This is a genomic window from Saltatorellus ferox, assembly GCA_007751475.1.
In the GTDB taxonomy this organism is placed as follows: domain Bacteria; phylum Planctomycetota; class UBA1135; order UBA1135.
Genome location: CP036434.1, coordinates 140218 through 155103, shown reverse-complemented (window position 1 = coordinate 155103; position 14886 = coordinate 140218). Strand labels below are relative to the sequence as shown.

Sequence of the window (14886 nt, the reverse complement as noted above, 5' to 3'; positions counted from 1 at the left end):
GCATTGTGCGAACCCGCTGGAAGGCTGCGGCTGTTAGATTGCGCGACATGAGCACTTCGACCCCCGCGCGGGCCCTTCGCAAGGCCTCCACTCTCCTCACCCTGCCGCTTCTCGCCACGCTGCCCGTTCTACTCGGCGCATGCGGCAACGAGAGCGAGGCCGGAGCCGAGAAGGCGCTTCAGATCGCGGTGATTCCAAAGGGGACGACCCACGAGTACTGGAAGGCCGTACATGCAGGCGCGGAAGGTGCCGCGCAGGAGCTTGGCGTCCAGGTGGTCTGGAAGGGGCCGATCAAGGAAGACGATCGAGCGGCTCAGGTCCAGGTGGTCGAGGACTTCGTCGTGCGCGGCGTGGACGGGATCGTACTGATGCCCCTCGACAAGGTCGCGCTGGCGCCGCCGGCCGCCGAAGCCCACGGGCGCGGGATCCCCGTGGTCATCGCCGACAGCGACCTCGATTGGAAAGACCGCGTCTCCTTCGTCGCCACGGACAACCACCACGGAGGTGAGCTTGCGGGTGAGGCGCTCGCGGAGATGCTCGGCGGCGATGGCCGGGTGATCCTGCTCCGCTACCTCGAGGGTTCCGCGAGCACCGCCGAGCGGGAGCAGGGTTTCCTCGATGCCATCGCGAAGCATGACGGCATCGAGGTGATCTCCGCGAACCAGTACGCGGGCGCCTCCACCGAGAGCGCCTACAAGGCCTCCGAGGACCTGCTCCAGAGCTTCCCCAGCTTCGACGGCATCTTCTGTCCCAACGAATCGGCGGCCTTCGGCATGCTGCGGGCACTCCAGGACAGCGGGCGTACGAAGACCGCGAAGTTCATCGGCTTCGACGCCAGCGAAAAGCTTGTCGCCGCCCTGCGCGAAGGCGAGGTCGACGCGCTCGTCCTGCAGGACCCGGTGCGCATGGGCGACCTCGCCGTTCGCGCATGCGTCGACAGAATCCGCGGCAAGGCCGTCGAGCCACGCATCGATACCGGCGTCGTCGTGGTGAAGTCGAGCGAGATCGACAAACCCGAGGTGCAGGCGCTCCTGAGCCCCGACCTGTCGATCCTGAACCGTTGACGGAGCTGGCCATAGCTGGCGCGGTGCTCCGCCTGCGCATCGAAGGAGCGGAGAAGCGCTACGGCGGCGTGCGCGCGCTGGCAGGCGTCGACCTGTCGGTGCGCGCGGGCGAAATTCACGCGCTCCTCGGCGAGAACGGCGCGGGCAAGAGCACGCTGATGAAGGTGCTCGCGGGCGCGGTGCTCCCGGACGCCGGCAGCATGTGGCTCGACGGCGAGCCCTACGCGCCGCGCACGCCAGGGGAGGCACGGGCCGCGGGGATCGCGATGATCTACCAGGAGCTGAACCTCTGCAAGCACCTCTCGGTCCTGGAGAACGTGACCCTGGGCATGAAGGGCGCGCGCAGCGCGGCGATGCGCACGCGCCTCGTGGAGGTCCTGGAGCGACTGGGCGTCGAGTCCTTCGGCCCGCGCACGATCGTCGGAACGCTCGGGCCCGGCGATCGGCAGCTCGTCGAGATCGCGCGCGCCCTGATGTCGAACGCCAGGGTCATCATCTTCGACGAGCCGACGAGTTCGCTGTCGGCGCCTGATACCGCGCGACTCGTGGCGATCGTGCGCGACCTCGCCGAGCGCGGCGTGGCGATCATCTGGATCAGCCACTTCCTCGACGAGGTCAAGGAGGTGGCCGAGCGCTTCAGCGTCCTGCGCGACGGCCAGTCCGTCGCCGTCGGACGCGAGACGGTGCTCGCCACGACCGACCACATGGTCACGCTGATGGCGGGCCGTCCGGTCGAAGACATCTACCCGCGCTCCGAGCGCACGCCCGGCCCCACGCGCCTCCGCGTCGATCAGCTCAGCGGTGCGTCGCTCCCGAAGCACGCCAGCTTCGCCCTCGCGAGCGGCGAGGTCTTCGGTGTGTTCGGACTCGTCGGCTCGGGTCGAACCGAGATGCTGCGCGCGCTCTACGGGCTGGATCCCGCCGCGTCCGGCATCGCGCATCTCGACGGCCAGCCGATCAGCCCGTGGGCGCCAGGACGCTGGCTGAAGCACCATGTGGGGCTCTTGAGCGAGGATCGGGCCCACGAGGGGCTGGCGATCGACCTCTCGGTCGCGGACAACGTCGCGCTCTCCAGCGCCACGCGCGTCGCCACGCTCGGCGCCGTGCTCACCGAGAAGCATAAGGCCGAGGCCGCAGCCCCCTGGATCGGCGCGCTCGGCATCAAGACGAGCGGCCCCCACCAGGCCGTCTCGGCGCTCTCCGGCGGGAACCAGCAGAAGGTCGCGATCGCGCGGCTCCTGGCGGACGGCGCCGAGGTCCTGCTCCTCGACGAACCCACGCGCGGCATCGACGTCGGCGCGCGCGTCGACGTGTACGCGCTCCTCGATCGCCTCGCGTGCGAGGGCAAGACCATCCTCGTCGTGAGCAGCTACCTGCCGGAGCTCCTCGGTATCTGTGATCGGATGGCCGTCATGCACCGCGGCGAGCTCGGGCCTGCGCGCCCGATCGCTGACTGGACCGAAGAGGGCGCGATCGCGGAAGCGATGCAGGGTCCGGAAGGCCGAGAGGCCAGCAGATGACATCTCCCATGACCTCCCCCAGCCCGTCCGCGAGGCGCACGCGCCTCCAGCAATCCCTCGACACGTTCGGCCCGTTCATCGGACTGGCGATCGTGGTGATCCTGTTCTCGATCATCGCGCCCTCGGGATTCCTCTCGCTGTACAACGCGAAGACCGTCGCGACGCAAACCGTGATCGTCGGGCTCTCGGCCATCGGGATGGTGTTCGTGATCCGCTCGGGTGGCATCGACCTCTCGGTCGGTTCGACCATTGCACTCGCTTCGGTGGCGACCGCCCTCGGCATGCGCGCGGGATACGGCGAGATCCCATCGGCCCTGATCGGCGTCAGCGCGGGCGCCCTTGTCGGCCTCGTGAACGGCGGGCTCATCACGCGCCTCTCCCTGCCGCCCTTCATCGTCACGCTGGGCACCCTCGGCGCCGCCCGCGGCGTGGCCAAATGGCTGGGCGACGAGCAGAAGGTCGATGCGCCGAGCGGCTGGCTCCAGGACGCGATGTCGAAGAGCGCGGACACGTCGGTCCTGGGCCTCGCGCCTGGCGTCTGGCTCATGATCGCGTGCGCGGGCGCCGCGGCGATCCTCCTGCGCGTGACCGTGTTCGGTACGTGGACGACGGCCATCGGCTCGAACGAACCCACGGCGCGCCTCTGCGGCGTGCCGGTGGCACGGATGAAGCTCGCGATCTACGTCCTCTGCGGCGCGGCTGCGGGCCTCGCGGGCGTCCTTCAGTTCGGCCGCCTGACGGTCGGGGACCCGACGACGGCGATGGGCAAGGAACTCGACGTGATCGCGGCCGTGGTGATCGGCGGCGCGTCCCTCTCGGGCGGCACCGGCACCATCCTGGGCGCGATGATCGGAGCCTTCCTGATGGCGACCCTGGCGAACGGCTGCAACCTGACCGGGATCCCGAACTACGTCCAGGAGATCCTGATCGGAGCGATCATCGTGGGCGCGGTGGCGCTGGACGGCTGGAGAGCGCGGGCGCGAGCGGCGGCGTGACCGTTTTCACCGTTCCGTGATTTTCACGCTCGTTGAAAGAGCGCCCGCGCGTGAAAAACAAGCATCCGGGGTGCAACGCTTCGCTCTCTTCAGCGCACATGCGCGCGCCACCCCGGGGGGATCGGGTCGACGTCCACCACGAGCTTCTCCTCGTCCGCGCCCTGGTGGTCGATGGAGCCCAGGACCACGCCGACGTCCGGACCGAACGACACCACGGACCAGGTTCCTCGCGGGAGGTAGGGCACCTTCAGATGGCCACCGCTCGTGATCGTGGCCCAGACGCCGTGGAGGTATTCGTCCATGCGGTGGGGCGTTGGGGCACCGACAGGCTGGAGGCAGACGTCCAGCGCCAGGTCGAGGGACCGTTCCCGGGAATCGACGCAGCGCAGGTTCGCCGGCTGGGTTTCTCTCCAGGAATCGTGAACCAGGAGATCGTCGCCGGCTCGGAGGATGAGATCGGACGCGATCACCCGTCCGTAGTCGCCGTGGTGGAAGCGGACAAGCGCGCCCGTGGCCGTCAGCGAGGTCCGAGGGAACGGGATCGAGCTGATCTCCCAGCGCCCTGCGCGATCGAGGCGCGCCTGGGGTCGGATGAGCCCCGACCGCTCATCGAAGACGTTCTCCGGCGGGACGGACTGGATGTCAAGAGCGGATCCGTCGGCGGTGAGGTCGTCCACGAACTCCCAGGCGGGAGCGGCAGCGCGACCGTTCCATAGGAACAGCGTGATTCTCGGAAACGGCACGCTCGGCTCCGGCGCTTCGACCGCATGGGACAGCTGCCCATGAAGGCGCGCGTGCTGGACGAGACGCACATGGAGAGTCTCCCCTTCTCGCGACGGCCCTGGCTCCGACCGCGGGCTGTAGCCAGGCGCGGTCACCTCGTAGGTGTAGCCGTCGGCCCAGGGCATTTCGGCCATACCCCCGGCGTCGGTTCGAGTCGGTCGCCCTACCACCAGGTTGCCGCCGGAGACCTCCCGGAGCGCCGAGACTCTTGCCCCGACGATCGGTACGCCGTGCGGGATCGACTTCGCAAGAACCGTGATGCGCTCGGCGGGAACCTCCGGATGAAGCTCCAGTCGGATGCGCACTTCCGTCCCTGCCTCCCCCATCACCACCGTTCGCCGAGCCACGCGGGCGGGGCCCTCTTCGCCGTTCTCTCCGGCACTCACCTCGACCCGCGCGGAGAGGCCAGCCGGCACCTCGAAGCGAACGATGCCGGCGCGATCGGTCACGGATTCCATCTGCGCCTCGGACTCCGCCGGCGACGAGTCCGAGAGACCGACGTCCACCGAGACTCTTCGATTCGGCACGGCGAACTTCCTGGCGGTCACCTGTACAACCAGGGTCGCCGCTGGAACGAGTTCGGAGCGATGGCCTGCGGCCTGGGCCTCCGCTGAGCTCACGCTGGAGGAACTCGGCGCCGCCATCGAGGCAGCGCTCGGGCGCGACGAGTGGGTCGCCACATCGTCTGGGCCTCGGACCGGTAGCAGCGGCGCGGCGAGCGATGGATCCGAGGTCCAGGACGAGATCCACAGCGCGCTACCGACCGCGACGAGCAGGCAGCCGAAGAAGAAGGCGATCAGCCACGCCCGTCTCTGTCCGTCTGATGGCGGATGCCTGGTTTTGGTATGGGCCATGATCGAGCGGCGAGCAGGCCGCCGTTTCTATCTTGCATCACCTGGCGAAATGGGACCGATGAATCCGGAGTCGGTTCATGGCTCTGCCCACCGGCCAGCTTCCCTTATCCAGGGCCCACCCCGTCGACTACCATTCCGTGATGGGCAACAGCAGCACCTGGCGCTATCCCCGCGCCAACCCCAAGGAGCGCAGCGGTGCACTCGTGGCTGGACTTTCTCTGGTGACCTTCGGCATCTATCTGGCCTACTGGGTGTACCGATTGCACGCGGAGACGCCCTCGAGGGTCGGCAAGGACCCCGCGACTCCGCTGCCCGTGATCCTCCCCTTCGCCGTGGCAGGAGTGAGTCTGGTTCCGATCGTCGCGTCGGGCGTATTCGGGTCTGGAGACGTCCAGCTGTGGCTCTTCTGGGGCGGCATGGCGATCAACTTCGCGGCGCACGTGCTCTATTTGATGCTCAGCTGGAAGCTGTCCGACCGTCTCGCCGAGGTGGCCGCGGCCGATCGTCTTCGCGTGCCGATTCTCAGCAGCGGCAAGCAGAACCTCGTCCTCGGCATGACCTCCATCGCCCTGGAGAACATCGGCATGAAGAGCTTGTCCTTGCTTTCGATCGAGACTCCCTCCTGGTTCGAGCAGGTGGACATGGTCTTGCTCATCCTCGGCATCAGCGGCCTCTGGAACTGGGGCCGCCAGTGCCTCGTCGTGGCGAACTCGTTCGCCGCGAACGAGGAGCGCGTCTACTCGGCCCTCGGGTTGGATGAGTGACCCATCACCCGTCGAGCGCTCTGCACGAGGTGCTCATCGATTCGGTAGCCGAACTCGTCGACGATTTCGAGGCCGCGATAGGGATGCGTCGAAGGGCGAGGCCAGACCATCCGCGCCCTCGCCCACGGTTCTTCCCAACCCGGTGCCGATCCGACGACGACTTCGAGCGCTTGCCCTTCGTCATGGGCACGCTGCACGATGCCGTATAGACGCTCCTGCTCCTCCTCCCGCTGAATCCACGGAACCGGGAGCCCCTCGTCGAGGAATCCCCACTTCAAACGCACAGCGCCCTGGAGTCTTCCGTACCGGTAGAACGCGTAGAGCGCTTTCGCGTCCGACTCCAGCCGTCGACGCAGCGAGGTCGTTGCACCGGAGGCGAGGTAACCCCGGAGCTTCTTGGGATCGCCCAGCGGGCTCGAGATCCCGCAGGAACTCTGGATCAGCATCTTCGTCGTGATCTTGAGCGTCCGGCCCTGCTTGTTGAGGCGCATGCTCTTCTGCGTTTGACCGAGGTCCGTGAGCCGGCGATCTTCGGGATCGAAGCCGAGGTCTCGGAGCTGGCGGCGAATGTCCAAACCGATAAGAACATCGAACTCGGTCAGCATCCCGGGAACCCGGTCGAGGTCGTCCTCCAAGAGCGTGGTCAGTTCGCGCTTGCCCACGTCGAGCAGCACGACGGCCCGGGGCGCGTCGGGCGGAAAGGCGTGCACGATCACGCGTCGCAGGCGCGCAAGCTCCTCCCCCTTGGCGACCATTTGGCGCTCCAGCGCTTCCCGCTGAGCGGCCATCACGACGGGGTCAGGCCGAGACCCCGCCTGGCGCCGGACCACCACGAGTCTCTCGCGCACCGCTTTGCGCGCGGAAGCCAGCGCCGCATGGGCCGGGTCCATCACCCAGCGTCCATCGCTATCCGCGGCGATGGGCGCTCCGCTTCGCCAGTACTGGGCCGACTCGGCCTTCAGGTGGTGACGCTGGCAATGTGTATCGGCGAACGCGATGACTTCTTCGGGGCTCCGTGGCCCGCCAAGGGCATCCAGAATCGCCAGCGCGATCCTCTGGTTCGACCATGCCCCCCCCATGTAAGCGTCTCTCCAGGCCTCCTCGAGTTCGGCGACGGTCAAGGGCTCGTCGGGCCCACGAATCGGCTCCGGCTCGCTCCGGACCAGCGACATCTTCGGAACTTTCGCGGGACGAAGGCCGAGACGAAAGGCCCAAAGATCCAGCTCGTCGTCGTGGGGATCGAGGAGATAGAGGTCGCCGTCGCGATAGACCGGTGGGCGCGCGGGCCTGCAGCGCTTGAGACCCATCAGCGCTCGCTCGGGGGAGGCGAAACCCGCCTTTACGAGGCGGTCCGCCACCTCTTGAAGGGTCATCCCCTCTCCCTTCTCGAGCAGGGAGACGATCAGCATCGAGTAGGCGCTGGCGTCTCTGTGGTCCTTCACCTCTTCGAGCCTGGGCACCTTGATGCCAAGCACGTGGCAGTATGGGTTCGTCATGGTGTCCTGGGGCTCATCGCGCCGTCGATCGTGGATTCCCTGCGCTCTTCGCAGCTCTCGGGGCGGAGAGGCTACACGGAATGTCGCCTCTGCTCCCACCAGGTGCCCCGTGACGGTTGGCGGCAGCTCCTTTTCGGGACCCGCGGCACAGAATCGGGGTTTCACGTTCGCCGGAGCTCTGAGTGTCCGATATACACCATTGGGCGAGGCGCGCTTTGCGCCGCCCGGCCGAGGAGATCGACATGAAACAGAGCCAGCCCGCAGGACACCAGCCAGAAGGCGGCCTCTCCGAGGCGCTCCTGACCGACCTTTACCAGCTCACCATGGCCCGGGGACACTGGAAGGCTGGGCGCCTCGACGCCGAGGGTAGCTTCCTGCTCTCCTTCCGGCGCGCCCCTTTCGGGGGCACCTGGGCGCTCGCTTCGGGGGTGGCCGAGGCCATCGAGACCCTCGCCAGCCTGCGCTTCTCGGAGGCGGACCTGGACGCCCTCGCGGCGCTCCCGGGGCCCGGTGGCAGCTCGCTCTTCGAAGCGGAGTTCCTCGACGTGCTGCGCCGGATGGAGGGCTTCGACCTCGACGTCGACGCGGTCGCCGACGGCACCGTGTGCCTCCCCGGCGTCCCCATGGTGCGGGTCACCGGGCCCCTCTGGCAGGCGCAGCTCGTGGAGACCTTCCTGCTCAACCGCATCGGGTTCGAGACCCTGGTGGCGACCAAGGCGGCGCGGATCGTTCGCGCCGCGGCGGACGCGGCGGTGCTGGAGTTCGGCGCACGCCGCGCCCAGGGACCCGACGCCTCGATCCGGTCGGCGCGCGCCTCCTGGGTCGGAGGTGTGGCCGGCACCTCGAACGTTCTCGCGGGAGCGCGGCTCGGCATCCCGGTGAAGGGCACCCATGCGCACAGCTGGGTTCAGTCCTTCGCCGGATCCGGCGACGCGCACGAGACCGAACGTCAAGCGTTCGAAGCGTTCGCGGAGTCGATGCCCGACGGCTGCGTGCTCTTGGTCGACACCTACGACACCCGCGCTGGCATCGAGAACGCGATCGAGGTTGCGCGCGGACTTCGGGCCCGCGGGCACGGGCTGAGCGGCATTCGACTCGACTCGGGCGATCTCGTCGAGCTCAGCGTTCACGCGCGGAAGGCGCTGTCGGGCGCGGGCTTCCCCGACGTCAAGATCGTCGCCTCCGACGACCTCGACGAGCGCAAGATCATGGAGCTGCGGGCACGCGGCGCCGAGATCGACGTCTACGGCGTCGGCACCCGCCTCGTCACCGGCGGCGAGCAGGCCGCGCTGGGCGTCGTCTACAAGCTGTCCGCGGTTCGCGAGAACGCCGATGAGCCGTGGCGACCGGTGATGAAGCTCTCCTCGACCGTGGCCAAGCGGTCGCTGCCGGGACACGTCGAGGTCCAGCGCGTCGTTCGCGATGGAATGCTGGTGGGCGACTTCCTCTCCGCGGCGACCGACGACCTCAGCCAGATCCAAGGCGACCGTGAGCACCTCCTGCGCCCCGCCGTGCGCAGCGGCGACATCGCTCCGGACTATCCCCTGGACCTGAAGAGCGCGCGTGAACGCGCTCGCGCCGAGCTGGCCCGCTTGCCCGAAGGCGCGTTCGACCTGGACGCGCCGGAAGAGATTCCCGTCGAGCTATCCTCGGAACTGAGCCTGTTGCAGGCCCAACTCATCGAACGTGCCACTCCCGCGGCCGCGCCCATTCATCAGCGATGAGCTACTCCTACGAATACCCACGCCCGTCCGTAACCGTCGACGCCGTCGTCTTCGGCTACGACGCAGGCGAGCTGCGCGTGCTCCTCATCGAGCGCGGCGAGGAGCCGTTCCGTGGAGCGTGGGCGCTGCCCGGCGGTTTCGTCGGCCTGGACGAGGACCTCGACGCGGCGGCGCGGCGCGAACTCCGTGAGGAGACCGGGATCGAACCGGTCTTGCTCGAGCAGCTCCGCGCCTTCGGCACCCGCGGCCGCGACCCCCGCGGGCACACCGTCACCGTGGCGTTCGTCGCCCTCGTGAAGCTCGGGGATCACTCCGTCCAGGCAGCGACCGACGCCGCCGATGCGCGCTGGTTCCCGGCCAACGACCCGCCAGCCCTCGCCTTCGACCACGCCGCGATCCTGCAGTGTGCCCGCGCGCACATGATCGAAGCGGTGCGCACCCGCCCCGTCGGCTTCGATCTTCTCCCCGCGCAGTTCTCCCAGACGGACCTCCAGAAGCTCGTCGAGTCGGTCCTCGGCGAGGAGCTCGACAAGCGCAACTTCCGGAAGAAACTCCACGCCCTCGGCCTGCTTCTTCCCACCGGTGAATACGAGACGGGCGTGCCGCGCCGCGCCGCCCAGCTCTACCGCTTCGATGCGGCGCGCTACGCCAGCCTCCTGAAGGAGGGCTTCCAGTTCCGGCTTTGAATCCCATGAAGAACCGCGCCCTGATTCTCGTCGACCTGCAGAACGACTTCATGCCCGGCGGCTCGCTCGCGGTCGCCGATGGCGACTCGACGGTCGCCGTCGCCAACGGCCTCATGGCGAACTACGACCTCGTCGTGGCGACCCAGGACTGGCACCCGTCGAACCACGGGAGCTTCGCCGCGAACCATCCGGGACTGAACCCCGGGGAAGTGATCGAGCTGGGTGGGCTCACCCAGGTGCTGTGGCCCGTGCACTGCGTCCAGGGCACACCCGGCGCGTCGTTCCACTCGGGCCTCGACGTCGGCGGGATCCACGCTGTCGTGCGCAAAGGAGAAGACCCCGGGGTCGACAGCTACAGCGGATTCTTCGACAACGGCGGCGAGCGCTCGACCGGGCTCTCCGCGCTCCTTCGGGAGCGCGGTATCACCGCCGTCGACGTGATGGGCCTCGCGACCGACTACTGCGTGCGCTTCACGGCGCTCGATGCGAAGCGAGAAGGCTTCCAGGTTCGGCTCCTTCGCTCTGGCTGCCGCGGCGTCGAACTCAGCCCCGGTGACATCGACGCCGCGCTCGCGGAAATGAGCGCGGCGGGTGTCGTCCTCGTGGACTGACGGGCCGTGACGATCAGGCCGCGCTGCGCGGCACCACGCCGTTCGCTTCTTCCTCGTCCCAGCGCTGCTCCAGCTCCGCGGCCAGCTCCAGGTACTGCTGCGCTGGCACGCTCTCGGGATCCGAGATGACCACCGGTAGACCCTGGGCCAGCGAATACCCGACGACCGAGTCGTAGGGCACCGCCTGGGGCATCATGCGGCTTCCGAAACGGTTGCGAAGGCCGTTCTCCCAGCGGCCGCCGAGGGGTTCGCCCTGGGGCAGCGTCAGGATGATGCCGCGCAGGTTCGGGCCAAGATCGAGGTTGTCGAGTCGGCGCAGGTCGTGCAGGAAGCTCGGCAGCGTCCGGTAAGACAGCGGCTCGGCGCGGATGACCAGGAGCAGCTCGTCCGCCGAGCACAGAAGATCCCGGGAACGCGGTCCCGTGTAAGGCGACGAGTCTACGAGGATCAGGTCGTAGGGATCCTCGAACTCCTGCTCGCCGAGCTGCTGGATCCAGCCACCGATCCGGACATCGGAGCGGAAGTCCGTCGGGCTGCAGGGCAGCACGTCGAGGCCCGGCTCCACGTCGCGTAGGATCGCATCTGCGTTGCCTGCCGCCGCGCGCTCCAACCCGCAGAAGTCCGGGACTTCGAGGTGGAGGGACGCGGCCACGCTGCTGACCGGATCGGTGTCGACCACGAGCACGTGCTTGCCACGCTCGGAAAAGGCGGCGCCGAGATTAATGGTGGTCGTCGTTTTTCCGACGCCGCCTTTCTGGCTGCCGATCATGACCGTCCGCGTGTTCACGGGGCGGCCAGCTATGTCTGGACTGTTGTTCACGATGATGTGTGTGTCAGTGTATTCGTTGATCGGCGAGGTCAAAGGCCCAGGCGTTCTGCCACGTCGGCGTAGCCTGGATCGATGGTGTAGAGACGCTCGAAGTCGCGGCGCGCTGCGGCCTCGTCTCCCTGGGCTTCCGCGGCGACGGCGCCCTCGTAGAGCACGACCGCGTTCAGGGCCTTGTCGTGGCCCTTGCCATTCTCCGCCGCAACAGAGAGGGCGTCGCGGGCCGCCGAAGCAAGACCGAGCGCGGCAAGACTGCGCGCCTTGTGAACGAGAAGCGCACGCTCGAGCGCACCATTGCCTTCGATATCGGTCGTCATGCGGTTCACGAGCTGATGCGCCGCCTTGGTCCCTTCGGCCATGGCGATCTCCGCTCGCAACAGCTTGACCGCCAAGTCCTCGGGCTCGAACTCCACGAGTTCGTCGGCGGCTGCGCTGGCTCCTTCGATGTCGCCGTCCATGAAGAGCGCGATCACCTGGCCCAGCTTGGCCCCCGCGGCGTTGGGACCGAACTGGACGCTCAGGCCGTTGCCGAAGTGCACGCCCGCCACGAGCTGGACGCCGAGTCGCGTGGTGGTGGATCCCAGCTTGCGCTCCTGCGCGAGTGCTTCGCCGAACGCCTCGGCGGCGTCGTCGTAGCTCTTGCCAAAGAGCTCCAAGACACCTGCGAGGAAGCGGCCGTCCGCGGAGTCGTCGCACTCATCGAGGGCGTCGACGGCGGACCGCTTGCAGAGTTCCTTGCAAGCGGCCGCGAAGCCCTCGGCCTCTGCGGGGAAGAAACCCGGCTCGGTCGTACCGCGCGGGTGGACGCCCGCAGGACGTTTGGCATCCGGCTTGCCCGCCCTCGTGAACGAGAGAAGCAGTCCCGATCGCGCGACGCCCGCGGCCACCTTCTCGGTCAGCTGCCCGTCGAGGAACGACTGGTCCGGCACGAGACCGAACCCCGTACCGTCTTCCACGACCTGGGCGAAGAAGGTCATGCCACGGGAACCGAAGAGCCCCCACTCATCGCACGTGACGCTCTTGTTCTTGAACGTCAATCGCTTCGCCACGCCGCGGAACTGCGGCGCTTCGACGGTGGGAGCCGTCGTCCGAGGCGCTGGCGTACTGGAGTTCGTGCGACCGTCGTCTGCCCGCCGGCCGACCTGGGGTGTCCGACGCTGGCGGCCCTTGGCCTGGGGCGGTGCCGGCGCTTCGCTCAAATCTTCCTCGCTCGGCTTCGTGCGCTCGAGCCCGGCCCCCTCCTCGATATAGTTCGCGAACTCGAAGTAGGCTCGGCGTCCCGGTCCCGCTGGCAACGGCGTACCTGGGTGAAGGCCCCAGTTTGCGAGCTCGGATTGCAGCGGGATCGGCGGCTCGATGCAGAGGTCGCCGACCTCGCGACGCAGGTCGCCGATCATCTCCTCCTGGAGCGGGTCGTTCTGGTCGAACACGGAGACGCAGAGCCCCAGGAACTCGAGGTCCGGGTTCTTCGTCTGCGCTTCCTCGAGCGCGGCCGTGGCGCCCGGGATCGTCCTGAACGCGAGCGGGTCCGGAAGCGTGGTCAACACCGCGCCGTGGGACTGTCCGACCATCTCCATGCCCGCGGTCTCCAGGATCGGAGGCGCGTCCACGATGACGAAGTCGGCGCCGAGAAGCTCGTCGAGGTCGATCTGACCCCGGCCGAGCCTGACGTTGGGCCACACCTCGGTGCCGGGCTGCGCGCCCGCCAGAAGGTGGAGCGTGGGCGTGGGGTTCATGTCGTAGAGAACACACTTGCGTCCGAGGCGGCCGAGGGCCCATGCCAGCCCGAGGGTCGCGGTCGTTCTGCCGGTGCCGCCCTTGTGGCTGGCCATGGCGAGGACGTAGGGCGTTCCAGGCTCGCGCCGGGTGCGCGTGGCCGTGGACCCGGCGGTGGTGGACTCGAGGTCGGTCCCGTGATCTGCGCCCGCCGCGTCTTCGCTCGACGGGACCGCTCCCGCTTCTGCCGGCTGGACGGAGAGCGTGACCAGCTCCGAGGCAATGGTCATCGCGAAGCCCATTCCGACGGACTCGACGCTCGTCAGGAACTCGCCGGAAGGAGGCGCTCCCGTTCCGTTCTCCAGCCAGCTCGACGCGCCCCCTTCGGCCACGATCGGTGTGACCGTCACGGAATCGCCGAGGAGCGCGCGGACTGCCGTCACGAAGCTGGAATCTTCGGCACCGCCGAGCACGGTCACGCCCAGGAGGCGCTGATCCAGCCCGCTGGCCTGCGCGTCGCTGATCGAAGCCAACGCGTTCTGCAGCGCAGGGAGGTGCTCTTCGCCCTCCGGCACGACGAGCAGAACGCCGTCGACCTGAGCGAACACGCTTTGCGCCGCAGCCGTATCCGCCTGGGGAGCATGCAGGACGACGCAGTCGGCGCGCCGCTCCCTGGCCTCGCCCTTGCGACCGCTGCCCATCAGGACATTCGACCAGTATTCCCCTTCGTTCGTCCCGTCGCCGTAGCGCGAGAGTTCGACTTCCGGATCTGCGTTGAGCACGAGCACGCGCTGGCCGCTGGACGAGAGACTTTGTGCCACAGCCAGCGTCATCGCGCCGGACTTCGATGCGCTACCGACCCCCGAAACACAGATGGCGAAGGCGGGATCGCTCGTCTGCACCTCTGGCTCGACGACCACCGTGACGGTCTGCTGCGCAGCACCCTCGCTGCCCGAGCCGCCGTCGGACGGGCCCAGCGGAACGAAGTCACCGTCGCCGAAAGCGAAGACGCCGTCGATCTCGCTCTCCATCGCCGCGGACGGCGCGACGATCGGAGTGGCGTCGATCGTGTCGACGAGTTCTTCCACGGACGACGTCGCCTCGTCGAGTGCACCTTCGAGCGACGACTCTTCGGCGAGCGCCGCATCGCCCTCGACCACCTCCACGGGCTCGAGGTCATCCATCGAGATGACCCTGAAGATCTCTTCGTGAACTCGCGGCGCCTTCTCCTGGGCGCGGAATGGCGGCAGGGCCTCCAGCTCGCTCGCGATCTGCAGGAACACTCCCTGGCAGTCTTGGGGCAGGTCTTCACCCGCGAGAAAGTTCCAGTCGACGATGCCAGACATCACCGGCACTGGCGCGGAGACGAACAGACCCTCGAACTTTTCGTGGAACGAGGCCAGCGCGATCCGATGGGTTTCGTTCCGCAGCTCGAAGGCTATCGGGAGGATGGACGTGAGGGGCGGCACGTCGTCACGCATCATCCGTGAGAGCTCCGAAAGGCAGCGCATGGCCGACCTCTGCGAGTGCGGCGTCGTGGGCAGTGCTAGCGCGAGGCCATCGCAGCCAATCAGCACCTTGTGCGAGGCCAGCCGCGACAGCGGCGGACAGTCCACCAGCACGACCTGCGGGCCGACGGCGAAATCCGCTTCGTCGTCGCCGGTGGCGAGCCAGACGTTCTCGGACACACTCACGAGCTCCGTGGGCATGTGTTCGCCCGTGGTCACGAGCAGGACCCGAAGGCCTAGCTTGCCCCAGGTCCAGGCGAGGGCTTGGGCCGTCGTGGTCGCGCCGGACTCGAGCTTGAGACTCGCGATGGCGAGCTTGGGGATGTGCGTACTCATGGA

The 14886-nt window shown here is 68.1% G+C and carries 11 protein-coding genes; 7 read left to right on the top strand and 4 right to left on the bottom strand.

The window, feature by feature from the left end:
* Positions 1–47 precede the first annotated feature (47 nt).
* Genes Poly30_RS00580 through Poly30_RS00570 form a run of 3 tightly spaced genes read left to right on the top strand, consistent with a single transcriptional unit; the run spans position 48 to position 3579 of the window.
* Positions 48–1064 (top strand): ABC transporter substrate-binding protein, encoded by a 1017-nt coding sequence (locus tag Poly30_RS00580; RefSeq protein ID WP_145194081.1) that lies wholly within the window; start codon positions 48–50, stop codon positions 1062–1064.
* Entirely contained in the window at positions 1061–2584 is a 1524-nt protein-coding gene (locus Poly30_RS00575; RefSeq protein ID WP_419190784.1) for a sugar ABC transporter ATP-binding protein, read from the top strand. The genes Poly30_RS00580 and Poly30_RS00575 overlap by 4 nt, the downstream gene beginning before the upstream one ends.
* 8 nt (positions 2585–2592) lie before the next feature.
* The gene (locus Poly30_RS00570; protein WP_419190783.1) at positions 2593–3579 is read left to right on the top strand and encodes an ABC transporter permease; all 987 of its coding nucleotides are present in this window, start codon (positions 2593–2595) and stop codon (positions 3577–3579) included.
* A gap of 89 nt (positions 3580–3668) precedes the next feature.
* Here the strand turns inward: Poly30_RS00570 and Poly30_RS00565 are convergent, their stop codons facing one another.
* Complete coding sequence (locus tag Poly30_RS00565; protein WP_145194078.1) at positions 3669–5216, bottom strand: carboxypeptidase-like regulatory domain-containing protein; 1548 nt, start codon at positions 5214–5216, stop codon at positions 3669–3671.
* 140 nt (positions 5217–5356) lie between these two features.
* Here Poly30_RS00565 and Poly30_RS00560 point away from each other — a divergent pair, with 140 nt between their 5' ends.
* Positions 5357–5980, top strand: coding sequence for a DUF4234 domain-containing protein (locus tag Poly30_RS00560; RefSeq protein ID WP_419190782.1), 624 nt, complete (start codon positions 5357–5359; stop codon positions 5978–5980).
* Here Poly30_RS00560 and Poly30_RS00555 read toward each other — a convergent pair.
* Positions 5953–7476: a hypothetical protein gene (locus Poly30_RS00555; protein ID WP_145194076.1), complete on the bottom strand. Its 1524-nt coding sequence runs from the start codon at positions 7474–7476 to the stop codon at positions 5953–5955. The genes Poly30_RS00560 and Poly30_RS00555 overlap by 28 nt on opposite strands.
* A 242-nt stretch (positions 7477–7718) precedes the next feature.
* Here Poly30_RS00555 and pncB point away from each other — a divergent pair, with 242 nt between their 5' ends.
* Genes pncB through pncA form a run of 3 tightly spaced genes read left to right on the top strand, consistent with a single transcriptional unit; the run spans position 7719 to position 10497 of the window.
* Positions 7719–9200 carry a nicotinate phosphoribosyltransferase gene (gene pncB / locus Poly30_RS00550; protein ID WP_145194075.1) on the top strand — a complete coding sequence of 494 codons (1482 nt, stop codon included), beginning with the start codon at positions 7719–7721 and terminating at the stop codon, positions 9198–9200.
* Positions 9197–9886 carry an NUDIX hydrolase gene (locus Poly30_RS00545; protein WP_145194074.1) on the top strand — a complete coding sequence of 230 codons (690 nt, stop codon included), beginning with the start codon at positions 9197–9199 and terminating at the stop codon, positions 9884–9886. Before pncB ends, Poly30_RS00545 begins: the two co-directional genes overlap by 4 nt.
* 5 nt (positions 9887–9891) lie before the next feature.
* Complete coding sequence (pncA, locus tag Poly30_RS00540) at positions 9892–10497, top strand: bifunctional nicotinamidase/pyrazinamidase (RefSeq protein ID WP_145194073.1); 606 nt, start codon at positions 9892–9894, stop codon at positions 10495–10497.
* A gap of 13 nt (positions 10498–10510) precedes the next feature.
* Here the strand turns inward: pncA and Poly30_RS00535 are convergent, their stop codons facing one another.
* Positions 10511–11317 (bottom strand): ParA family protein, encoded by an 807-nt coding sequence (locus tag Poly30_RS00535; protein ID WP_145194072.1) that lies wholly within the window; start codon positions 11315–11317, stop codon positions 10511–10513.
* Between the two features lie 38 nt (positions 11318–11355).
* Positions 11356–14883, bottom strand: a complete 3528-nt coding sequence (locus Poly30_RS00530; RefSeq protein ID WP_145194071.1) for a ParA family protein — start codon at positions 14881–14883, stop codon at positions 11356–11358.
* Between the last annotated feature and the right edge of the window lie 3 nt (positions 14884–14886).